Below are 23,999 nucleotides of genomic sequence, written 5' to 3'. Positions count from 1 at the left end.
ACAAAAAGTTGCAGTATTGTATAACAATATATAATTTTATTCTATTTTCATGCAAAGCAAATCCACTTTTTTCACCTCGTCTCATTATGAAGTCTCATCCATAGATAACTTTGACTCTATTTTTCGCAAGCTCGTGTTATCTGCTTATAAGAAACGCTACAGCAGTGTGGCAGATGCTCGACTTTATTTGACTATATGCGGAATCGATTTGGAATCTACAGTCAAAATTCTTTTGGCAATGGAAAAAAATGGACTACTCAATACGTCTATAGCTAACTCTATTTTTACACCGGTTGGATGTGGTGATGTTGCAAATACGTTCTGTAAAATGATGACCGGGGACGAAATGATTTCTTCTGGGAAAGAAACTTACTCCCTCGAGTATCTTGGTGAAGAACTAGAAAAAGACTTGCCCAAAATTGTTCGTATCGACATCCCTGGACACTCCTATGTCATGCTTGCTTGTGAAAAAACATCCGTGGGGGTTTTAGGGTACATTTATCAATCAAATGTAGCTTATGGAATGGAGGATAACTCTTTTTCTCTTGCTGCATGGATGATGGATTCAAAATCATGTAAAACAAATCTTTCAATACATTTGCAAAAGTTGGCTTTATTGATGCATCCTGCCGTCCCCAGTATGGATAAAGCAAACATCTATCTTGAATTATATTCTGCCAAACCCATAGTTGAAGTGAAAATCCCTGCAAACATGCAAGAAATTGTTTCATATATTGATGAGAATATTTTTTTAAGATATAAAATCAAAACACTTTGTGCTAAAGACATGTTACTTATTGCAGACCGAATAAAAAATATGACCATGCAAAATCCTGCAGAACTGCAGCAGTCCTTGGATACCTATATTACTAAGATGGAAGAAGAACAGGAAGATCTTGTTGAATTAGAATATCAACCTGCCACAAAGCCCGTACAACAATCATAGTCTCAATGAGCTAAGTTGTATTTTTTATTATTGATCGATTATGTTACAATATGGGCAACAATAGAGTGGAATTAACCCGTGATTTCCTTAATATCTCCAAAGAATCATCAATGGATAGCCAGTCTTTATTTTTTTCAAAGTATACCCTATGTGGTAATCACTTTGATTGCAACTATTATGTACCAACAGTATGGAATGACCAATACTCAGGCTGCTTTTTTAACCAGCCTCTTCATGCTTCCCTGGACAATTAAGCCTCTATTTGCTCCTTTTCTGGAAAATCTTGCTACGAGAAAAAAGCTAACTCTTTATACTCAAACAACGGTAAACCTGCTTTTTATCATATTGGCATTATGTGTCGAACAGCCCAACTTTCTTATGATTAGTTTCTTAAGTTTCGCAGCTCTTGCCTTTGTTTCCTCGCTTCATGATATTGCCTCTGATGGTATTTATTTAATTAATTTAAATAGTGAAGAACAAAAAAAGTTTGTCGCTTTCCGAAGCTTCTTTTATCAAATGGGGCGGTTAATCATTAAAGGAGGAATATTGGCTTTTATTGGCAGCTTAGCCTTGCATTATAAAATTAATGTATGGCAAGTGTTTTTTTTCACCTTGTTTATGATAGGATTTTTACTCACCCTCTATCATAAAACCAAAATCCCGGAAAGGCAGACAAAACAACAATCAATTAATCCAAATTATCGCCAAGTTTTTAAAACACTTCTTTTTAATTCGTCGATCTATCCGATCTTATTCTTCATTTTTTTATACAATTTCTCCGAAGCACAGATGCAAAAAATTATTCCTTTATTTTTGCTCGACAAAGAAGGATTAGGCCTCAATTTATATGAGGTAGGACAACTATATGGAATTTCTGGAAGTATATTCTTGATGCTCGGTATTTTTGTATCAGGATGGCTTATTAGACATTTCCTCTTGGAAAAATGCCTGAAAAATGTGACCTTCTTCTTGCTTTTAGGTCATTTACTTTACCTTTTATTCCCCCTTTTTCATACCAATCATCCGCTACTTTATCTTGTTGTTTTATTGAATCAATTTTCTGTAGGGTTAGCTAATGGGACTTATATGGGATATCTCTTGACGGTTGCCAATAAAAGTGGTTATCCGATGTCAATGTATACCATTTGTACTTCCATCATGTCTTTAGGATATGTACTTTTTGGCGCATTAAGTGGCCTGATAGAACAACAATTGGGATATTCTGGCTTTTTTCTTTATATTTTTGCAGCAAATACAGCACTGGTTATTCTAACCTGCGGAGTGATGAATAAAAATGATTGATTTCCTCGTGTCTTTAGAAAATGAATTAGTACAAGCCTCCTCGCTGACTGATTGTGATCACGCCTTGAGTTGTTATTTAAACAAAAAAGGCGTTACCACATTTTCCTTTACTTATTATGCCTACCATCCGAACTCAGCCAATCGCTTAAAATATGACATGTGTTCTGCCAATTTTAAATCCTGGCATCAACATTACCTTGCTGAACAATACCATAACATCGACAGTACACTAAATTTTGTTTACAACAATCATCTGCCGATTTATTGGAATTTAAAGCAGCAATTGGCACAAGCGACCAGTGAGTCAGAACGTAAAATGCGCAAAGATTCTATAGCCTTTGGCGCAGAGTCAGGTTTATCAATTCCTATTCACGGTCCGCATAATAATTTTGCAATTTTGTTATTAGTACAAATGCAAAATCAACAATGCGATTTACAAGATAGTTGTGCTCAATATGAGTTTTTTGTTGCAGCACATCACTATTATCACTACATCCAAACTCATCTTTTAGATCAGGTCAGTGAACAGGAATCATTTCATTTAACCCAACGAGAAATCCAATGCTTATTGTTGATTGCAGAACAACACTCTGTCAGAGAGATGTCACAACGTCTCGAAATCAGTGAGCGAACCATCAATTTTCATATTCAAAAAATCAATAAAAAATTAGGTGTCAAAAATAAATATCAATCTTTGGCCAAGGCATTAGCATATCAATTGCTGACCCTATGACCCCTGTCATAAATGACAGTGGTTACCCACCGATTACAAGTATTAAAATTTACCCACTTGTCTATTGGGGAATCATCATGAATTTTTTAAAGAAAATTATTCCATCAACCATGCTTGCTGCTTCTCTTATTCCTGCAGTAGCTAATGCAACGTTAACCTTATATACCACCAATTGGTCTATGTATGGTCAAAATCCTTATGAATATGATGGCGCTTATAAAAATGGTCGGCCTTATGGACAATTAGCTTATGTTTCCAATCCAGAAATGGTTGCTCAATTTAATAAGGCTGATGTCATTGCCTGGAGCTTTCTACAAGTATGGAATAGCAAAGATCCCAATCAGGCACAGTACCAAATTCCTGCCAGTTGGGATGGTTTAATGCACTTTTCTGATCTCTGGGGTGAGCTACCTTTAGAGGGTTCCTGGATATCACCCTTACCTCCAGAGACTAAAGATTTCCTTGAGTTTTGTACCGCAAATCAAGGTGCATGCACTTCCGTACAAATGAACGGCAACACCGGTCAAAAGGAGTTATTTAATTACACAGATCAAAAAGGTGTGGGGCAACTCAATAGTTTTGGTGCTTTTATCCATTCCCCCAAATACACCACAAAACGTATTATTGCTATTGGCGGAGCGAATACGCCAGATAATAAAGGAATCAGCACAGCCACTTTTGCCGCCATTTTTGCCAATCAAGATAAATTCCTAAATCAATTTAAATCCTGGATGAATCATTTTAAAAACTTAAAGGGAATTGATTATGATTTTGAACCGCCTATTGATCTGCAGACCGGCGGCCAATTACCCCCCGGTGCAAATACCTTGGCAGACTACAAACATCTTTTCGATTTAGTTAAAGCCAGTCGATACACTTTGGGAAAAGATGCATATATATCTGTAACCATTACCGTGAATAAGGATTATTTGGAAAAAATCAATCAATCAGTTGATGGTGGCTGGTTTAAACAAATTGCAAATTACACAGACAGCATCAATTTAATGACCTACGATTTACATGGTCCCTGGTCACAAAGTGGTGATCCCTATACTGCAGTTCATGCTTATTTAAAACAACCTGACACCAGCCGTAAAGATGAGTTTGCAATTAACTATGCAACAGACTCCATTACAGAACAGGTTCTTGCATACGGAATACCCAAAGAAAAATTACAAGTGGGTTTAGCTGCCTATGGACGTGGCTTCTCGGGAGTGGCATCTGGTGAAAACACCGCCCTTCCTGGCTTTGAACAACCGTGGTCTGGTGCCAGCCATTTCGCTACTGAATATTCAATCCAGGATGGTCTTTTACCTTATAAAGCTGTAAATAAATTAATAAATCAACTCAATTATAAGATTTACCACGTGAATGCCTTGGATGAAAAGAACAACTCGTTTATTACCGGTTCTTATCTCTACAATGCAACAGAGAAACAATTTGTTGGCTACCAATCTCCTGAAGTAGTTAAAGCAGTATGTAGATTTATCAAGGATAAGCAACTCAAAGGCGCCATTATGTGGAGCGCTGATACAGATTTACCAGTTTCTAATCCAAATAGTCTGGTTGCAACTTATAAGAGTCTCTGCAACTAGTATTCTCTAACACTGGCGCAGTAGATCCCGAAATATTGAGCATATTATCTCAAGCGGGGTTTCGCTGCGCTGCACCTGCGTTACAACGTCAATTTTGTACCTATTTTAGCCAGTTAATTAATCAGTTTGCACTATACTGTATATAGAAGCAGAAATTGGAGGTATAGGATATGAACTCACCTATAGAGAAGGATCCCTATGAAGCCATAGTTAAAATAGAGGAAATCGTTATTTCCAAAATAACCGGAAAAAATGTCGATGCATTGAAAATACATTTGATCGATAAATGTGATTCAGAACATTCTGGAGCTTCAGGAGAAATTATTGAGATTGCTACAGGAAAAATCATATACCGATGTTATAAACAAACCATAATCGACAAATAAAATCCCTGCAAATCTTCGTAACTCCTAACCCAATTCATTACTTTTATTCTTTTAGCTTACTATAAATATTCAGATCATCTATAATGAAATGCACTTAAATCATAGCAATTGAACCCTCAAAATTCATGCAACTTTCGCAAAGAACTGATTATTCATTTGCGAATGCCACTAGGCATGATCGCATTGGACCATACTTAGCAAGGAGCTGCCGTGAAAATTTATCTCGTTCAGCATGGGGAAAACTTAGGAAAAGAAACCGACCCCCAACAATCTCTTAGTAAAAAAGGAACAACTGATGTTGACAATTTAGGTCATTTTCTTGCTGAAAAAAAAATAGAAATTAATCGTATACTCCACAGTAGTAAACACAGAGCCGAACAAACTGCGAGAATATTAGCATCGAGTTTATCCTCAAACAAAATTGAATACCATCAAGGATTGGAGCCTCTGGATCCCGTGGACCCGATCGCAGATGAAATAAATCAGCAAAAACAAGACATCATGCTCGTAGGGCACATGCCTTTTATAGGTAAACTCATTGGTAAACTCGCTTTACTCAATGAAGACAGTTCCATTGTTGCCTTTGTTCCAGGAACTATCGCCTGTCTTGAGCGAACTGATGAAGGAAAATGGCTAATCAATTGGATTAGACGCCCTTAAACTTTTGCTGAATATTTTGAGCAGGATGGGATGAGATACTCTTTGCCGCGCTGGCTGGAGTCAAAACCACCCTGTTTCCGAGTACTGAAGCGTAGTGCACAAGCACAGGGGCGAACACAGTACCTTTGGCCAAGAATAGAAAAGTAAACAGCCCCTAATCAAGTTTCGAATTCCAAACCACAGATTAATGCATTCGCATAGGTATTACCTGTGCTCAATGGCTCTGTTACTTGATCAGTGCGGGAATTGAAATGGCCTTTTCCTAAATAGAAAAAGCGATAACCGCATTCCAAAGGCACGCCACCACGAATAACGCGATTCAATTTTACATGAACACCTGCGGTTGCACTAAATTGGGCCGTGAGATCTCTAGAGAAGATATTGTCAGGGAGTGTCTGGCCGTCCAGTGAATCCTCTTTAAAATTATGAGCATTGATAAGATTAGGACCAGTCCCTACATCAATAATTAGTCCATAGTCCGGATTTTTTGTATTAAGTGCAGCGCGAGCCATTACATAAATAGGGAAATGCTCCACATCATAATGGTATGATAAGTTTTGGAATAAATTCTCTTGAATGACATAACCATTCACAGAGGTTTTAGCTAGATAATATGCATTTAGTCCATAGGACATATCAAATAATTTAGTATGGTGACCATCTACAAAATAAGCAAGACCAACTAAATAATTTTCGTCATTATGATTCTTTACGGTAAATTCATCACCAATCAATCCGTTAATATCAATGTGCTGTGCCTGGCCTTGATGCAACCAGTAACCGCCCCCCTGAATCAATGCGTAGCCACTTCTATGTGCAGGAGGATGTGTTTGAACGTGACCAGCCGAACTTGCTGTTGACGAATATAATCCCAGCAACAATAAAGTGTAGTAAATTTCTTTTTGATTAAAAAACATCATTCTTCCTATCAATCATTTTAGCCAAAAATCTTGTTGTTTATATACTTAATTTTAATCTACCAATCTCCACCCATAATTACAACATAATCCCTATTCACAGCAATAAACACAATAAGTGCAAAGATATATAATATCAATTATTGCAAGCAAAGCTAATGTATTATTAAATAAACAATTTACTGGCAAGGAAGTCCCATCTATGTACAAAAAAATTATGGTAGCAGTGGATGATACTAAAGCATCCATTTCAGCATTGAAAGAAGCAATAAAAGTCGCAAAAAACCAAAACTCTAAAATATGTGTGATTCATATAATTGACACACTGTATGAAGGCGATGTCGATCGAGAGTCATTTGTTGAGCTCACCAGAAAAAAAGGGCAGGAAGTTTTAGACTCAATGAAAAAAATACTCAGTCGTTCGAAAGTAGAATTTGAAATGAAACTCACCGAGCTCACCCCTTCTAAAGCACAAATTGCCGAAAAACTTGTTGATGAAGCAACCGGATTGTCTGCTGATTTAATTGTTATAGGTACTCACGGCCGTCGAAGAATCCATCACCTACTTACTGGTAGTGTTGCGGAGGAAGTCATACGCATATCCAAAACTCCGGTATTGCTGATTAGATATTAGTGATGGAAAAAATAAACTCATAATAATTTAGTATTACTCCTTTGAACGATTGATACAATGGTTATGCATACGGAAATGTTCCCGTGTCATTGATTCGATAAATAATTTTTTGCTTTTATATAATTTAGATTATTACTCCTCAAAAAAATTTTAATAATCACTTCATTAATCCTTAATAATCCTGTGCTATAAAATTACTAGCTTATTAATTATACATACTGATACGAATATGCCAGGATTATACTCGAAGCAACGAATAAATTTCGACACACTGACCGATACAGATCTGTCACGATATGAGTATTATCGTACTTTGCGTGGTGCCATTGGCTTATCAGCTACTAGTTATTCACAGGAAAAAACCACAGATGGTGTAATTTACCAATGGGATAATATTGCTCCAGAAATTGCTCTTGTTATTCTTCAAGATGCTAAAAAACAAAAAATTAATATTCAAGATGAAGTGATTCTCAACATAGGATACGAGGAGTTCCATAAGGAACGCTTAAAAAAAGCAATAGAAAAATTGCAGAGCAATCCACGTTATGCTTTGTTTGTACAAAAACTGGCATTACATATTACCGCTAAAAAATTTACCGAGCTGACTCTGGAAAATTTAGCGTCGGTGGGGATTATTTCACTGGAACAATTTGAGGAAGTATTCACTCAATTTTTGTATGTGCAGAAAAAACTAACTAAGAGCATACCTAATTTCGGCAAGATAACAGAAGAAGATGATTATTATCAGTTTATTGCTTTTATGGCCAATGAACCATTATATGAATCGTTTCTCCGATCATTTACCCATTATCTTGTTTCTGAGTTTAATAAAGGAAGAATACAAAGCAGCCATGTAGAGGCGCCCAAAGAAATTGACAGTCAGTCTCTATTAAAATTTTTTCAGGAAATTAGCTATGATTTAAGCTTACAACCACCCGAATCAAGACCACTCCCAACTAATACCTTATATATCACATTGCTTGATGGCAGATTACAATATACGGTCGTTGGCCCAAATGGCGATGAAATTACCGCAACAATTAATTTCAGTGAGTGCAATTTTATTGTAGATGAAAAAACTACGGAAGAAGAATTAAGAAGTCATTTGCCTGAGCTTTTGAAAATCACATCTCAAAGAGGTCATACCGGAAATATTGCACGGAATAATACTGAAACATTAAGAGATAAAGGAATCACTTTTTTGGAGAGTGATGTTGGTACAAGCTTATTTTTATCTCATTTGCCGGCGGTCGACCTGGTCAAGGATGAGGGATATAAATTTAATCTTTATCAGTGGCTAAATCAGGGAAATTTAGATCGCTTAAAGAATCTCTTGGCTGCCGGAGCATGTCAGCGTTATAACCAAGCGCTGGATAATTGGATAAAACAAATAAAAGAACCTGCAGAAATCAATGAAGAATGCAAAAAAGAGATCGATGCAGTTGGTGAATTAATGAAGGAAATAACTGCACTAATCGCTAGCATTGATGACAACCCAAACGCAAAAGATGCGGAACTGGATGAGAAAATAACTCAGTTGATCATTCATTTAAAGGAAATGAAAAAATTTTACAGCAGCACTCCACTTTTAAAACCTGGGGATGAGTTTCCTTCAACAGCAGGTAATTTTGAAAATTTTATCAAAAAAATTCTATTTCTTACATCCAATGATAAGGTAATTCAATATGTCACAGACCGTCAGGATGCAGATAAAATTTGGAAATTGGATTTGGTGAGTTTGGTTAATGGATTAGTAAGCGATAGGAATTTTGTGACTGCTCGTGATATAAAAGACAAAAATGGGCAATCTTTTTTAACAGATGAATCAGGCCTGGTTTTACCTTCCCCCCTTGTTTTTAGAGAGCAGCTTAAAAGAAAACTTACAATATATCTTAAAAATGATGTGCATCATTATCATACAGTACAAAGTTATCAAAATGATCACTTAAATATGACCCAAGCACCTGTTGTTTTTAGAGGAGGCCACCTAACTGACTCCTTAGAGGAAACTGTATTTTTCGCCAAGAAAATGACCCGCACTGGCGAATACTCTGCTGACGGTCATTTATTGGCTGGACAAGAGAATAATGTTAAAAAACATGAAATTCGCTCCGGAACAGCCGCCACCTTGGCAACCACAGGGATTGGTGGAACACGCTCTGTTACAGATAAATTTGACGTAGCCATCAAATTCGGTGGTATGAAAGATGTAAGGATACTCTATATTGTTCGTGGTAAAGAATCATTTCACTCTCAGCCTTTTGCAGAAATTGTAGGAAAGTCGAATTTAGGTGAAATTGCTTATACGCATGTTAATCCCGATGACTATGTCATGACAATTCTCTATAGCCGAGATAATGAAATACTTGATGTTATTCCCGGAAATTTAGATGGAGAAATTCAAGGTATAAGTGAGTTCTCCAAAAAAGTCATTCATGCTGGAATTGAATTTTACAATAAAAAAAATGGTGCACCCAGGGCATCTACCGCCCACGTGAAGCTACCAACTCCTCCAGGACAAGAACATAGGGCAATTCATCTTTCTAAGGAAAAACCATTGCTGGATATTCTTCACTCTCATAAAACAGAATCGACTTCATTAGTTAAAGAAGCGAAACCCTATGGAAAAAAATTGGATAGCATCAGAATCACGCGAGGTACTCGTGAAGGTCATAAAACACTTTCACTAGAAACATTGCGTTCTGAAGTAGAGGCCGTTATACCACATGGAGAAGAACTGACGCCACCTGAGGGTTCATTTAAATTAGTTCCTGGAAGATTACGTAGGGTAAGGCAAACTGCTGTTGAACACTTCAATATGAGACATGTTATAACACTCAAAGGTTTTAATCGATGGAGTCTTCAGGAAAGAAAATTACAGGAAACATATAATCGTATATTGCAGCCTACTTTTATGGAGGGTGACATTCAGGAACAACTAGAGCATGCCAATATCGCTCATGAAGAGTGGTTAACTGATGTCCTGGTACCCAGATTACAAACAGCATTGATGCTTCATCTCTCTGCACGATTAATTACAGATTATCAAGTTGATACTGAAGAGGTGAACGCGCTGGCTCAAAAATTGTTTCATGAAATCTTGAAGTCAAGCACTCATTTTCCACAACTCACCTCGAATTGGTCGCAAATCTACGTTTTACTGGAAAAAGAGGAACTGCATCAGCGTTGTGTTAAAAATGCTCATGAAAAGATGGAAAAAATATATCCTTCCTTACACGAAGACAGCCACGAATATCAATTGAAATTCGCATCATGTTTAACCATGGCAAAAAATAAAATACAAAAGCAATTGGTAAACAAAATGATGTCCGAATTTTTGGATAACAATTTGGACTATTTTACTCAACAATATAATCTAGAAAAGAAAACTGTTTATCCCTTTGCCGATAATCGTCATTTAGTCTTTTTAGGTCCAGCAGCCAGTGGTAAAAGTACTATTTCCAACCAATATATCAAGAGAGAACAAAGAAAGGATTATGTCTCATTGGCCACAGATGATTATCGAGGCATATTTTTGCCATTTACAGAAGAGTTTGAAAAACAAGAAACCGATCAAGTCTTTATCCGTACACAAGATAGTGCTTATTTGATCAGTGAGCTTGTTGAAGAACGTATTTTAGCCCAACAAGACAAAAGACCGAATGTAATTATAGACGGTGTGACTTATAAACCGTCGCAAAAAGCTTTAGTAGAAAAAAATAATAATTCTGTTGTGGTCTGTGCTTGTTTGGATGATATGTCTTTGGCCGTTAAACGCTCTTATGATAGAGCAAAACAAGAGGAAAGTGGTTCAGCTGATAAAGGGCGCTATGTGAACACCACCAGTCTACTTCATATGCACAAGACAGCGAGCATCAACCTATTAATTTCTTGTGCCCCTAATACAACCATTGCATTTTATAATACGAACATACCCCGTGGTGCAACCCCTCCATTGATTGCTACTGCAGATACACATGGAGAAAAGACATTAACAATTCATCATGATAAAGGTTCCTTGATGTACTTAGCTTCTTTTTTCAATAAAGCACGCGTGAATGTACAAGCTAAAAGTGATCAACATCTCTTTTTAGACAAATTAAAACGACCTGAGTTTCAGATTGATTCATTATTCACGGTAATGAATCACGGATTTAAAATCATTTTAAATGGTGAAAATAACTTGCCTTGTTTAACTGTTAGAAAAGAAACAGGGAAAATAGTTATGGAAATTCTCGATCCAGAACAGGTAAAAAGTAAAATCCGAGACAATACAGCTGAAAAAACCTTGTTGCAAATGCTTGTGTTGCATGGACAGCACGGTAGTTTGAAAGCAGTTCAGAAAGAATGTTTGCTGCATGAAGATATTGATTTAATGGTCGAACAAATCATTGACTCCCAATCGAGTAAACGGCAAGTAACAGTATGCAGTAACAGATTATATACTTAGTCTATAATCTATACAGTGAGAAAATTAATGCGATATAAATCATTTTTTAATCAACAGGAAGATACAATGGATGTTAATTTACTAGAAAAAATCACGCGCGAGAAAGCTAAAATAGCACAGTTTATTGATTCTATGCGTGAGGTCTTTGAGAAAACCCCTGATGAAGACGAAAAAGCGAACCGTCTTGAGGTATTTGATACTTTATTACTTTTAGCAACCTATGCTCAAGCTGAGGAGCTTGAAAATGAATTTCAAATAATGTTACCTTACAACGAACACAGTGATTCAATTACCTATTTGTGTCAACAACTTCGGGAAATCAATGGTTTTTGCCAATGCTCCTTTAGCGATCAGCATAGTGTGTACCAAGATTTACTCGCTGAAATAACTCCAGAGAAAAAACAGGCCGTGCGCGAGCTTTTAAGTAAAGAAATTTCCGAGCTTATTTTTGAGAAAACAAATACCGGATCAATTTGTTTAGGTATCTAAAAATAGTAAACCCCTACATTTTAAAATAAATAATCAATTTTATCCGCCCTAAAATAGCTTTTGCTTACGTTAAGCACTTGTTTTACAGAGCAAAAATTTCTTTGAGTTAAGAAACCAAACAATAGCACTATAATAAAAAATGCGATAAGATCGCGCTCAGTTGTTTTCTCAGGAGAATCATTCTGAGTACCTTTTTTAATGCCACATGTACAGCAGCTTCTGCAATTTATGCAGAATTTAAGTTTTATCCTTACTATAATTTTGGTTTTCATCTTGACGCACTTACCAGCTTTTTCTGTCATATACTTCGTGCTCTGTATGACTTGACTGCTTTTTTATTACGCGTATTCATTACTCCATTTTTACTTTTAAATCCCTTTTCTTGGCCTGGTTTACCAACCCATGCTTTAAATCTCGTCGATGATTTAGTAGGTTCTGCACTCAGTATAGTCAGTATTGCCCTTCATCCGATTCTTTTCATTATCCGTACGTTAAGTTCCATGATTCGAGGTTATGATGAAGGAACAGATTATGATTGGGGCTCAGATCGAGAAGAGGACGATCTGGAAATGGCGATGGCAATTTGGTAACAGCAAGGGTTTTATATTATAGTAGAGCAAATCTTCATCCTCTTTTTTTTGAGTTACGCTCTGCTGCCACTGGTGCAAAGGTTCCCTTTTTTAAGAAACTCATAATTAACTGCCTGGTTTTTGCATTATTCATAATAAAAGTATGGTTGGAATCAACAATCATTGGCTCATTTTGTCCTTCTAAACGAGCAAATTCTGGTGGTACTTTCGCATCATAGCGTCCTGCGATGATCCCTATTTTAATGTTTGGTACCGATACATGATGTACGTACGATGTTTGCTCAGAACTCAATTCAACTAATGGTTTGATTGGAGAAGTGAGCATGGGAAACATTTTAGTAGAAAGCTTCGCCAGTTTTGAACCTTGATTTGGCGGAGCCAACATAATGAGACTGCCAATATTTTGTAATTGTTTGGGCGAAAAACTGGATAATGCCTCTCGGGTAATAATACCTCCAAGACTATGAGTAATAAAATTAATTTTAACACCTGGATTTTTCTCTAATAAATTTTTAATAAACTGATTCAAATAGATCCCATGCTCCTGAATGCTGTATTTTGCAGAAGGATAGCTATAGGAATAAACGAGATAACCTTGTTTTTTTAGATAAATTTTTAATGGCCACATACTGAGGGAAGTACGCATCAACCCATGTATTAATACTATGATTTCCTGATTTTGTTTAGGTTTCACCTGAGCAGAAATAGAAGATGTATTGATTTGCTGTGTGCTATCAGGGAAAAATGCATAAGCATGAACCATACAACCCATCCCAATAAAAATCATTAGAACAAGTCGGGCAAGCAATCGACTTTTAAGAATGGTTCTGGTCATTATCTCCCTTTAATTGATACTAGCTCCTAAACATTCTAACTAATTTTTAACGAATATAGCAGGTAGGTTCAAAAAATTTTTCTGATTTAAATGGGGTCTGTATCCGAGGAAAAAGCTCTGTCTCGATGCCGTGCATATTCTATCATCCCTGCATATTCTGTCATCCCTGCGAAAGCAATATTATGTTTATATTCTGGCCAGCAAAAAATACGGAACTCTATATGTTGGTGTCACAAGCAATTTGCCCCACATATCTGCGAACATAGGGAAAATTTAGTCGACGGATTTACTAAAAAATATCATGTGCATGAATTGGTTTATTTTGAGGTTCACTCTAATGTTTATGAAACAATAACCAGAGAAAAACAAATAAAAAAATGGAAAAGACAATGGAAAATTAACTTAATTGAGTCAAATAATCCTCAGTGAATTAATTTGAGTTATGAACTATTTTGATGGATGGATTCCTGCCTGCGCAGGGATGACTGTCCTTTAGGCATAACTGTATACCATATAATAAGTATTTTCCTGTTTCGATTATGTGGGAAACGTTCAGGCTTGGTACCCGGCCATTTTGATTCAAGTAACGAATGTAATCATATCCTGGTGCTTTACTAATTTACATCTTTTATGATCATAAAATGTACTATGAATTATCTTTTTTTCTGAATTGATGGATATTTTACCTATTTTATGGTACATGATATCAGTATTTATGCAGGCATTGACCAAGCAATAAATTCTTCTCTGGCGCCTGTTATAACGAGTAGCACATCAGTTAAATCCCAATAATAATCCAATATCAGGAGTTTGTTATGTTGAAAAAAATGATTACAGCCACTCTTTGCATGATTAACTTATCTGTTTTTATTCCTGCTTATGCAGATGAGGATCTAAGCTGTAAAGTTGAGGTTGCAGTTGCTACACCGCCAGTACAATTTGATCAAAACGTTGCATTTAATGTGACCAATGAATTTGGCTTAAGTAAGTCCCTCACATTGCCTGGTGGAAAAGCACCTCAATTTATCGACAAATTGCCCTGCACTCCAGCTCCTCTGACAATCAGTGCAACCGTGTATTCAACACCAACGTTGCTGCAAGGACCGGCTATTGGTCAATGTGTTTTAAAAGCAGGTCCAGTTATTTTAGATGGTTCGGACAATAGTGTTTCAGTCGTATTTCCTTACGATTTTAATTGTAGTTTTTAATTGAAATATATTTGCCTGCATCACGCAGATGCGGGCAAATACAGTTGGATATCCTTTTTTAAAGTGAGTCATTATCTTTCTTGCAGTGCATTCCCCAACTTGCACCAACACAAGTGAATATCGCTCCCACGAGAAATAGTACAAAAATTATGAGTGCTCCTGAAGCAAGATTTGTTGGAGTCACATTAACTTCTACTACAGCCTCTTTTTGACCATTTTTTGTTAAAGAAGAAATTTTGGTAGTACCAACAGGAGTGGAAATTTGATTCACTGTAATTGGAACTGCTACCACTGTTCGGGAAACGGAGTTAGTATAGGTTACTACATACTGGCTTAAAAGCCCTATCAGTGCAGCTCCCAAGATTAAAGCCAAAACCCAGGTAGTAAATCCATAAATGGTTCCCAAATTACGTTTAGGACAGTACAATCGCCCCAAATAGCCGGTGACATAGCCAGCAGCAATCGTGGCGATCACAATACCTATAATTATTCCCAACAAACCACCCACAACGACGATGACCGATCCATTACTCATCGTTTTAAAGGCACTTAATCCAATAGCAATTCCTAAAAGATTTAATAAAAAACAAAGACCCAGTGCAGTTAGAGCACCAACAAAAACAGCTGTCCAAGAAATACATTTATTTGGATGTATATGGCAGTGTTCATGATCCGGCGTACCTTTATTTACCATTTGAGCCTCCTTATCTCATAATAAACAGTACAGTTCCGGGAACTATATGATTTGCTTTTTGAGCTGTTACTGTCAATTTATGTTTGATTTATAATATGGATTAATAAGCTGTTTTTATTTAGGAAATTAACCCATGTATTTTTATTTTTCAAGATAGCATACCACAAGAGTGCGTAGGGCATCTTAAACTCACCCTAGAGTTCAGCTATTTGCTCTATATTACGCACAATATTTTTTGCAATAGTACCTAAAGGTAAATCGTTATCATCTTTACCAAAAGGGTCTTCTAACTCCTCGGATAACATTTCCAAACCCAACAAAATATATACGATCATGACCATCATTGGTACAATCAAAAATCCGAAGGTATCTACCCAACCGAAAGGGAACATGATGGCATAAAAAAGCATCGCTTGCTTTACAAAAAAAGCAAACGCTGGCGGCACAGGAGTATTTGCAATTCGTTCACAACCTCCCGTCATGTCAATCAAATTGGCTAAATGTATATCCAGCGCCAGGTATTGCTCAAGTTGTAGTTTATTATCTTGACGCAATTGATTAAGAATACGATACATTTTTTTGGTTACCAAAAGTACGGGATTTTTTCCTTGGGACTCATGAATACATAAGGAAAGCAATATTGTATGGAGCTCTCTATTGTCTTTGCGTAAATGGCTTTTGATAACAACAGGTAATTTTTTCAACAATTCATAAAAATCAGGAGATTCATGTAAACCAATAAACGCATCGAATTTTAACCCTAAGTTTCTACAATTATTAACGATTGAACCCCATAAAACTCGTCCTTCCCACCAACGTGCATAACTGGTGTTTACCCTGAAACTAATAATTATGGTGAGGATAAAACTAAAAATTAGATGGAATTGACCTAAACTATAGCCTGACGCATTTTCAAAAAAATAAAGAATTATTTCAGCGTACACCACAATTACTATCGTTATTGGTAATAATTTCCGAAACACTTTTTCTTTATAAAACAAGAAAAGATGATGCGCCCAGGTTACAAGATTATGTGTTCTCATCGATGATTACCCTACATAAAAAAATACAGTGTAACGTGAGTACTATTGTGAAGCAAAACTCTTTGGCTCCTGACATAAGAAATTAAAAGAGTTTAAAATGCGCCATCAATTCAAATAAAAGGATCCATATTAATATGTTAAGTAAGCATGAGCTAGATTTCTAATTTTTCTCAGTGTCACATGACGGACTTGTTAGATAAGCTCGTTACATCAGGTAAGAGGTGCAAAGCAAGCTGTCATCGCTGCGCAGGCAGGAATCCAGTTACAACATCCATCTAAAGCTAAGCCAAAATATTCAATGGAACCCATTTCACAGATCGGCCCTATCGCAAATAGAAATCAAATAAGACATTGGAAAACTAACTTAATTGAATCAAACAATCCTCAGGGCTTAATTTAAACTATGGATTATTTCGAGAGATAGATCCCTGGATGACAGCCTTTTAGGTATAAGTGTAATTGCCTTGCCCCCTTACTTTAGGCCGGTTAAGATAGATACAATTAAAATCTAAAGGAATAGATCCATGAGTGATTTTTTTCAAACACCTCCACGCTTGGGCAACCAATATGATGAAGATCGAGTTTTAAAAACTTATCTGGAATGGAAACTCCCTTCCCCCATGTTGACTCAAATTCAGCCAGAATTACATCGTCTTGGTCAACGAGTCATTGAAGATATTTATAAAATAGGACAAGAAGCCGAAGCATTCCCCCCACAGCATGTACCTTATGATCCCTGGGGCAAACGCATTGATCATATCGAAGTATCCCAAGCATGGAAGGAGCTTGATAAAATCTCTGCGGAAGAAAAGCTAATAGCCATAGGTTATGAACGGCAGAATGGTGCGCTATCACGGATACATCAATTTGCCAAATTGTATTTGTTTCATCCTTCATCAGCAATTTATACCTGCCCTTTAGCAATGACCGATGGCGCTGCGCGTGCTCTGGAACTTTATGCGGATGAATCCCTAAAAAATCATGCATTCCCTCATCTAACCTCTTCCGATCCTGCCCGCTTCTGGACTTCAGGCCAATGGATGACTGAACGAACAGGAGGCTCTGATGTAAGCGGCACTTCAACTATCGCGAGACCAGACGGCTCCCATTTTCGTCTCAACGGGGTTAAATGGTTTACTTCGGCCACAACCTCACAAATCGCCATGACTCTTGCCCGTATTGAGGGGGATCGCGAAGGCAGTAAAGGACTCAGTTTGTTTTATCTGGAACTTCGCGATCAAATGGGCAAACTGAATGGCATTCGTATCAATCGTCTCAAAGATAAATTAGGTACTCGCGCTTTACCTACGGCAGAATTAACTTTGGAGAACGCCCCTGCCCTCTTGGTGGGAAATGCAGGTGATGGCGTTAAAAAAATTTCTTCTCTGTTTAATATTACACGTATATACAATGCGTGCTGTGCCGTTGGTTACATGCGTCGTGCCCTTGCACTTGCTCGTGATTATGCAACAAAACGCGTTGCTTTCGGCCATACTTTGTCAAAACACGTGCTCCATCTGGAAACATTAGCAAGCATGCAATTAGAATTTACTGCCGCATTCCATCTGGTTTTTCATGCTATTGAACTCTTGGGCAAGGATGAATTAGGTGAAGCAACAGAAGCCGAACGGGCTGTACTGAGACTTTTGACTCCTATAATCAAACTTTATACGGCAAAACAGGCAATTGCTTTAGTTAGCGAAGCATTAGAAGCTTTTGGGGGAGCGGGTTATATTGAAGATACAGGTCTTCCACAATTATTAAGAAACGCTCAAGTCTTATCCATATGGGAAGGCACAACCAATATTCTCAGCCTGGATGCTTTGCGCGCTATGCATAAAGAGAATGCGACGTTTTTTTTTCTTGAAGAGGTCAAAAAGCGATTGAGTCATATCAACAATAAAGAGCTCATCCAATCTCAAGTAAAAATTCAGCACACCATTCAAAAACTGGAAAATTATATTCAGTCTATGTCTCAGATGAGTGAAGAAGAACAACAAGCAGGAGCTCGGCAACTTGCTTTTGCATTAGCACAAACCTATGCGGCAAGTTTATTGTTAGAACATGCTCAATGGTCGTCTCAACATAATAAGGACACTCTACCGACAATCACTGCAATTCGATGGTGTGAAAAAAATCCGCCTGAACTGCTTGATTTCTCGAAAAGCCATAGAAAAGGATCACAACTACTCGCCATGGATTATAATGACTTTCACTAAGATGACTAATAAAAACAAGATCACTCCTGAATTGGGAATGAAATGATTTGGAGTTAAAAATAAATAAGAGTTTTCAATAAAGATTAAAATTTCTCCACTTCCCACCTATCGGGCTTGATGCAGCAGGTATGAAGGTTTATTCCGTACATAGAATAAAAAATATTGCATTAAACGCTAAAGCTCTTTATTGTTAATAAGCTTAGAACTAACTAATTTTATGAAAGTTAAGGGAATTTATGAAAAGAATAGGATTCTTAGTCGGTTTCTTGTTTTGCTTCAATCAGGGCTTTGCCAAAACTCCAATTGTTGTGCCTCAACCAACTTCATGCATTACTGGCACCTTTAGCGCAACAGGTACAAGTAGCTGGAAAACAGTTTCGTTGAAATTAACCAACAATTGCAATCAAACGGTAGATTTTCACAATTCCACAATGACATTTTCTAATGGTAGCAATCTCAATACCTCGTTTTGGGGAAATTTCTCACCATTATCTTATCCAGTTAATAACTTGCAAATTACATCCCAACCCCAAAGTGGCGGCGCATACTTATCCTCGCTCTCCTTACAATTTCCCACATATCCAGGGGCAAACAGCAAATTGCCTAAAGGAAGCTCTTTTACCATTATTTACGGATCACCTACTGCAGATTACATAGACAATAGTGTTCTTGTTTATTTAAATTCCCCAACATCTACAGGTACTATCAATTTAATTAATGCTACAGCAAAACCAGCTAATGTCTCGCAAACCTATGCTTTAGTGAATTTAACCTTAAATGGACAAACTGTGAGTACCGTACAGATTCCCTGGTCTGGACAACAACTGATATCCGGTCTGGCTACTGGAGTTTATACCGTTTCACCAACGAATGTTACAGCCAGCAATGACATCGTGTATCAAGGAGTAGCAAATCCTGCAAGCTTAACGGTTTCCGCAGGTACCACGGTCTCCTCTACGCTGACCTATACTGCAAGCCAAACGACAGGAAACATCAACATCGCCTTAGCTGCATTGCCATCCCAATTATCAGGCTATACCGGAATTCCTACAGTAACCTTAACCCGTATGGATAATCAAAGCGCAACCAATGCTCAAGCTCATTGGAACACAATTAATGTAATCAGTCAGTTAGCTAATGGAATTAACTATACTTTTTCAACTCCGGCAATAGTATATAATGGCTATAATTGTACTCCAACATTTACCCCAGCATCGGCTACCGCAGCAATTTCTGCTCCAACAGTACAACTTGCCTATAATTGCGTTCAGGTCGCACAGGACAATATTCCTGTTACGGTCGCAGGAGCCCCCGCATCTCTTTCTTCCATTAATGTAACCTTTACTCCCAATAACGGTTCTCCTGTAACTGAAACAATTCCTTTAAATAATGGAGCAGGAACAGGTAATGTCAGCTTAACTGATGGAATAGTCTACACAGTAAGTGCAACCGCAGTAAATGGTTATACAATCAGCTACTCTCCCCAACCCTTAACTGCCTCATCTTCCGCTACCGCAACAATTACCTATACCCAAAACACAAGCACTGGAGGCAGAATTATAGGTTACCTGCCCGGCTGGCAGATACCGCCACCTGCCACTGCTTTGGCAAATGCAGGTTATACGCACATTCTTGTAGCTTTTGGCGTGTTTAGTACCATATCTCCCGGACAAATTACACCTGCTTTTGATACGGTATCAGCAGGTTACATCCAATCACTGCATAATGCCGGAATTAAGGTATTGCTTTCTTTAGGGGGTGCTTTGACAAGTATTCCCAATACAACGGTCAATTTCCATCAGGTAGTATCTGCTGCCCCTTCACCTACAGCATTTCAACAGACTTTCATGAGTTCATTAGAAAATCTATTAACTCAATACAATTTCGATGGATTTGATTTTGATATTGAAAGCGGGTTAAACGCAGGTGGTACATTTGCCAACCCTACAGGCGATATTGCCGTTTTAGCCAATATCATCAATACCATGCATACCAAGCATCCGAATTTACTGCTTACCTTGGCCCCACAAACGGCAAACATTGCTGCTACCTCAGGATTTGATGCAACCTGGGGAAATTATGCTTCTTTAGTGATGCAAACCCATCAATCTTTAGAATGGGTAGGCATTCAAATGTATAACGCAGGGTGTACTTTTGGTATCGACTTAATTTGTTATGATCCAAACAATACAAGCAGCCCCAATGCTTCTGTCGCCATGGCAACCGATTTATTAGAGAATTGGCCTGCAGTTACCAGCTCAGGACAACAAACAGGGTTCCAACCCTATATCAGTTACCTTACTCCGTCTCAAGTAGTACTTGGCTATCCTGCACCTAACGCATCAGGACAAAGTGATGGTTCGCCCGCAGCAGTCATAGGTACAATTAAACGTGCACTACAATGTTTACGTACAGGGATTGCGAGCCCAGCAAGTTGCGACACTTATATTCCTCCACGAACTTATCCAGGATTTGGAGGAGTATTTGACTGGGAGGTCATTCATGATCAAAATAATAATTATCATTTTGCTACCAGTTTAGTCAATTGCGCCGTTTATGATAGTTGCAATTAATTGTAGGCAGAGTGTCATGCAGCAAAACCTGAATCTTCTGGAGAATCTTCTTCACTCGGGTTTATGCTGCGTTGCCAAGGATCTCACTTTCAATTTCAGATATCCTTCCCAGTGACTTAAAGCATTGTCTATTGATGGTTAAAAACACCATAAATCTGTACTTTAGTTATATATCTCCCTATAATGCCTATTTTTCTATCTCTATGAGTCATAAATAAACTCAAGAAAAGTTCTTACAATAAAAGAAGACGAGGGGAAAAGCTATGTACGATAAAACTGCATATGAACGCGCATGCCAAAAGTATGAAACAAGATTACAATCATGGGAACATCGTAAAAGCATGTGGGATAAATATCACTCTGAGCCCTATTCAATACCAAAACCCAAAGCTCCCCAAAGAAATGACTATATTATAGAGAATGGAGAGGAACCTCAGAAAAACAATTTAATGACTTTCAAACTAAAGGAATTGGAAGAGCGGATTATTAGAGAAGAGCCACACAAATTGAATCCTCTTGGTTCCAAAAAATCACCCAACTCTGTAATCACCATTTATGATCTTGCAATCGCTCTTAATAGCTACGCGGGAAAGATAAAACCGGAAACGGATGCGGTCAGACAAATAATGATACAGGAACTCCGTGAGCATCTAGTTGATTTTTTAAATACAACTAAAAAGGATTATGATCCGCAGAATGAAACCCATGCAGCAGCACTGGATAAATTTGAGCTAGCATGCACCAAAGTAATGGACGATCATTACAAAGATCTCGCTGTAGAACCCACTTTTTGGAATGCCATAAAAGACCTATATAATGATTTTTGTAAACTTGTTGGTTTAAGCCCTAAAGGTTGTTTCGTTGATTCAACTCTTGATTCAACCGAGATTCTAAAAAGTAGAGGAATTAGAACTCGATTTTTTGATATTAAGAGTCAGGGCATAGCGATAAAAGCGGATAATGATATGGAGAATCCGCTCACTCCCACTCTCTAAATAAAAGTTTAGATGGAAAAGCTCAAACTCAATCATGCGTTTGAGCTTTTTTTATGTTCATAAAACACAGCGGAAGTACATCCGCCTAAATGTTCATCTAAATAAGAGTTGGTAGTCTGTGTATAACGAAGCTCAGATTTTTCTTGTTTATCAGGAATAGCAAGCTCAAAATACGTTTGGATTCGAACTGTTTATCTCAACTTTCGATCGAAAAAATTTTAGGCAATAAGCTTGTTTTTAATCAATCCTTAAGCTTGACTATTCGAAATTAGCTCAAAAGCAAATAACTGATCGAATATAAATTGGTATTTTGTTAATTTTTTTGGGTTTTAATTGTATAATATAATTATTTTTTAAGCATCAAGTGGGGAAATCATGTCTAGAAAAATACATAAGGCAACAGCAGAAACATCCAAGCACCAACCAACTACGGAAGAATTAAGAAGTGATGTCATAGGAAAAAATGGTTACCAGAAGCAAATGGACGCAGGCCTGACTCTTCTAAAAAATATCAAGGGAGAAAATGGCTTCCAGAAAAGATGGGAAGCGCTTCAGATTGCCAAGGAAAAAATAACAGCAGAGCCAAACCGTAATTTACAACAACTGCTGCTGACAGCGGAGAAACAACAAAAACTGGTACGAGAAGAAGAAAAAGGTAAACTAGAAAGCCTCAAAAAGATAGTTAATTTGCATGATGCTAAATCGCCTGATTCAGTAATTGCTGTTTTTGATCTTGTAACAGCTCTTAATAACTATAACGGGCAAATAAGTATCGGAAATAATTTCTTTAAATTAAGAATGTTACACGGATTAGGGTCGGAATTAAAAGGCTATTTCGAGAGCAAACAATCTTCACCAGATCTCCTGGTGTTTGAAAAAAAATGTACCAAGATAATAAATGACAATTATAAATATTTAACTATGGAAATTGGCTTATGGAATGCTATTAAAGAAGCCTTAAAACCCGTATTAGTGAAACTTCATATTGACACCAAACGTCTTCTTAGTTCAAACGATCTCATAAAAAATGAGAAGGTATACGGCATGTTTCATGAGGTTGTCACTAAGGGCGGTATAGAGATAACTGATGAAGATCAAATAGATACGAAACTTAATCCTTAGTATTGAATCATTTTGCCATGATTGGTTTTATTTTAATCATGGCTTTCCCCTTTCTTAAACAAACCTTCTCATTTTTTACAAACTAGCACAAACAATATCACGGATATATCCAAAGGTATTAAGTTTCGTTTAAAGTTGCAGAAAGAAAACAATTATAGATAAGATTGAACGGGGAGAGATCGCGGTATCCGGTTTCATTGCAAACCATTAGACTATCCGGTCAACTATCAAGCAGGTTCCGGGAGAAAGAATAATCAAAAAACTGATAATTCTTTAGAAATTCGAGCCAGATAACTGTTTGTTTTGAAAGCCCATATTGTATTGCTTGGTCAATATGGGCTTTTTATTTTAAAAAATAGTTACTTAGTGTTTTGTTTTTTCCAGGCTAGCACCAAATAACCAATCCGTACTTACCTCAAGCTCATCAGCAATTTTCTGCATGGTGGTGCAATCTAGAGCAACCCCATGTAATAAAGCTTCAATCTTAAACTTAGGAAGTTCGAACATCTTAGAACACGCTTGAACGCGCTCTGTCATTAAAGCAGGAACCCCAAGTTCATCAAGTTCATAGTTCAAACGCTCAGTAAGTTTTTTGTTTGACATGATAG

Annotated in this window: 20 protein-coding genes; 15 read left to right on the top strand and 5 right to left on the bottom strand. The window is 37.3% G+C overall.

What is annotated here, in order from left to right; translation table 11 throughout:
- Positions 1–49: 49 nt before the first annotated feature.
- From Lpar_RS09145 to sixA, 6 genes are all read left to right on the top strand, one after another.
- Positions 50–946, top strand: coding sequence for a hypothetical protein (locus Lpar_RS09145; RefSeq protein ID WP_058517657.1), 897 nt, complete (start codon positions 50–52; stop codon positions 944–946).
- 78 nt (positions 947–1,024) lie between these two features.
- Complete coding sequence (locus Lpar_RS09140) at positions 1,025–2,248, top strand: MFS transporter (RefSeq protein ID WP_058517656.1); 1,224 nt, start codon at positions 1,025–1,027, stop codon at positions 2,246–2,248.
- The gene (locus Lpar_RS09135; protein ID WP_058517655.1) at positions 2,241–2,981 is read left to right on the top strand and encodes a helix-turn-helix transcriptional regulator; all 741 of its coding nucleotides are present in this window, start codon (positions 2,241–2,243) and stop codon (positions 2,979–2,981) included. Before Lpar_RS09140 ends, Lpar_RS09135 begins: the two co-directional genes overlap by 8 nt.
- A gap of 77 nt (positions 2,982–3,058) precedes the next feature.
- Positions 3,059–4,576 (top strand): glycosyl hydrolase family 18 protein, encoded by a 1,518-nt coding sequence (locus Lpar_RS09130; RefSeq protein ID WP_058519224.1) that lies wholly within the window; start codon positions 3,059–3,061, stop codon positions 4,574–4,576.
- Positions 4,577–4,746: 170 nt separating this feature from the next.
- Entirely contained in the window at positions 4,747–4,962 is a 216-nt protein-coding gene (locus tag Lpar_RS09125; protein WP_058517654.1) for a hypothetical protein, read from the top strand.
- Between the two features lie 210 nt (positions 4,963–5,172).
- On the top strand, positions 5,173–5,622 hold the full coding sequence (sixA, locus tag Lpar_RS09120) for a phosphohistidine phosphatase SixA (RefSeq protein ID WP_058517653.1): 450 nt from the start codon (positions 5,173–5,175) through the stop codon (positions 5,620–5,622).
- A 158-nt stretch (positions 5,623–5,780) separates the two neighbouring features.
- On the opposite strand, the gene Lpar_RS09115 is transcribed toward sixA, so the two are convergent.
- Positions 5,781–6,542: a hypothetical protein gene (locus Lpar_RS09115; protein ID WP_237759376.1), complete on the bottom strand. Its 762-nt coding sequence runs from the start codon at positions 6,540–6,542 to the stop codon at positions 5,781–5,783.
- A gap of 199 nt (positions 6,543–6,741) precedes the next feature.
- Here Lpar_RS09115 and Lpar_RS09110 point away from each other — a divergent pair, with 199 nt between their 5' ends.
- The 4 genes from Lpar_RS09110 (at position 6,742) to Lpar_RS19320 (ending at position 12,702) form a co-directional block, all read left to right on the top strand.
- Positions 6,742–7,173 (top strand): universal stress protein, encoded by a 432-nt coding sequence (locus tag Lpar_RS09110; protein WP_058517651.1) that lies wholly within the window; start codon positions 6,742–6,744, stop codon positions 7,171–7,173.
- 229 nt (positions 7,174–7,402) lie between these two features.
- Positions 7,403–11,623: a zeta toxin family protein gene (locus Lpar_RS09105; RefSeq protein WP_058517650.1), complete on the top strand. Its 4,221-nt coding sequence runs from the start codon at positions 7,403–7,405 to the stop codon at positions 11,621–11,623.
- A gap of 27 nt (positions 11,624–11,650) precedes the next feature.
- Positions 11,651–12,112, top strand: a complete 462-nt coding sequence (locus Lpar_RS09100) for a hypothetical protein (protein WP_058517649.1) — start codon at positions 11,651–11,653, stop codon at positions 12,110–12,112.
- Positions 12,113–12,435: 323 nt separating this feature from the next.
- Positions 12,436–12,702: a hypothetical protein gene (locus Lpar_RS19320; protein ID WP_237759375.1), complete on the top strand. Its 267-nt coding sequence runs from the start codon at positions 12,436–12,438 to the stop codon at positions 12,700–12,702.
- Between the two features lie 34 nt (positions 12,703–12,736).
- Here the strand turns inward: Lpar_RS19320 and Lpar_RS09090 are convergent, their stop codons facing one another.
- Complete coding sequence (locus Lpar_RS09090) at positions 12,737–13,537, bottom strand: esterase/lipase family protein (protein ID WP_058517647.1); 801 nt, start codon at positions 13,535–13,537, stop codon at positions 12,737–12,739.
- Positions 13,538–14,352: 815 nt separating this feature from the next.
- Between Lpar_RS09090 and Lpar_RS09080 the strand changes: the two genes are divergently transcribed.
- Entirely contained in the window at positions 14,353–14,745 is a 393-nt protein-coding gene (locus Lpar_RS09080) for a hypothetical protein (RefSeq protein ID WP_058517646.1), read from the top strand.
- A 58-nt stretch (positions 14,746–14,803) separates the two neighbouring features.
- On the opposite strand, the gene Lpar_RS09075 is transcribed toward Lpar_RS09080, so the two are convergent.
- Together Lpar_RS09075 and Lpar_RS09070 are read right to left on the bottom strand one after the other, a co-directional pair.
- Positions 14,804–15,439, bottom strand: a complete 636-nt coding sequence (locus Lpar_RS09075; protein WP_058517645.1) for a hypothetical protein — start codon at positions 15,437–15,439, stop codon at positions 14,804–14,806.
- A 194-nt stretch (positions 15,440–15,633) separates the two neighbouring features.
- The gene (locus Lpar_RS09070) at positions 15,634–16,482 is read right to left on the bottom strand and encodes a bestrophin family protein (RefSeq protein ID WP_058517644.1); all 849 of its coding nucleotides are present in this window, start codon (positions 16,480–16,482) and stop codon (positions 15,634–15,636) included.
- Positions 16,483–17,006: 524 nt separating this feature from the next.
- Between Lpar_RS09070 and Lpar_RS09065 the strand changes: the two genes are divergently transcribed.
- The 4 genes from Lpar_RS09065 to Lpar_RS09050 all read left to right on the top strand — a co-directional run bounded on the left by Lpar_RS09065 (position 17,007) and on the right by Lpar_RS09050 (position 23,391).
- Positions 17,007–18,701: an acyl-CoA dehydrogenase family protein gene (locus Lpar_RS09065; protein WP_058517643.1), complete on the top strand. Its 1,695-nt coding sequence runs from the start codon at positions 17,007–17,009 to the stop codon at positions 18,699–18,701.
- A 236-nt stretch (positions 18,702–18,937) separates the two neighbouring features.
- A complete protein-coding gene (locus tag Lpar_RS09060) occupies positions 18,938–21,274 on the top strand; it encodes a glycosyl hydrolase family 18 protein (RefSeq protein WP_058517642.1) in 2,337 nt (778 codons plus the stop codon).
- A 263-nt stretch (positions 21,275–21,537) separates the two neighbouring features.
- Positions 21,538–22,269: a hypothetical protein gene (locus Lpar_RS09055; RefSeq protein ID WP_058517641.1), complete on the top strand. Its 732-nt coding sequence runs from the start codon at positions 21,538–21,540 to the stop codon at positions 22,267–22,269.
- Positions 22,270–22,644: 375 nt separating this feature from the next.
- Positions 22,645–23,391: a hypothetical protein gene (locus Lpar_RS09050; protein ID WP_058517640.1), complete on the top strand. Its 747-nt coding sequence runs from the start codon at positions 22,645–22,647 to the stop codon at positions 23,389–23,391.
- Between the two features lie 363 nt (positions 23,392–23,754).
- On the opposite strand, the gene Lpar_RS09045 is transcribed toward Lpar_RS09050, so the two are convergent.
- A complete protein-coding gene (locus tag Lpar_RS09045; RefSeq protein WP_058517639.1) occupies positions 23,755–23,994 on the bottom strand; it encodes a hypothetical protein in 240 nt (79 codons plus the stop codon).
- Positions 23,995–23,999: the final 5 nt, after the last annotated feature.

Origin of the sequence: Legionella parisiensis, from assembly GCF_001467945.1 — a bacterium.
Classification (GTDB): Bacteria; Pseudomonadota; Gammaproteobacteria; order Legionellales; family Legionellaceae; genus Legionella; species Legionella parisiensis.
The sequence above is the reverse complement of the archived record's forward strand: the minus strand, read 5'-3'. Positions and strand labels throughout refer to the sequence as shown.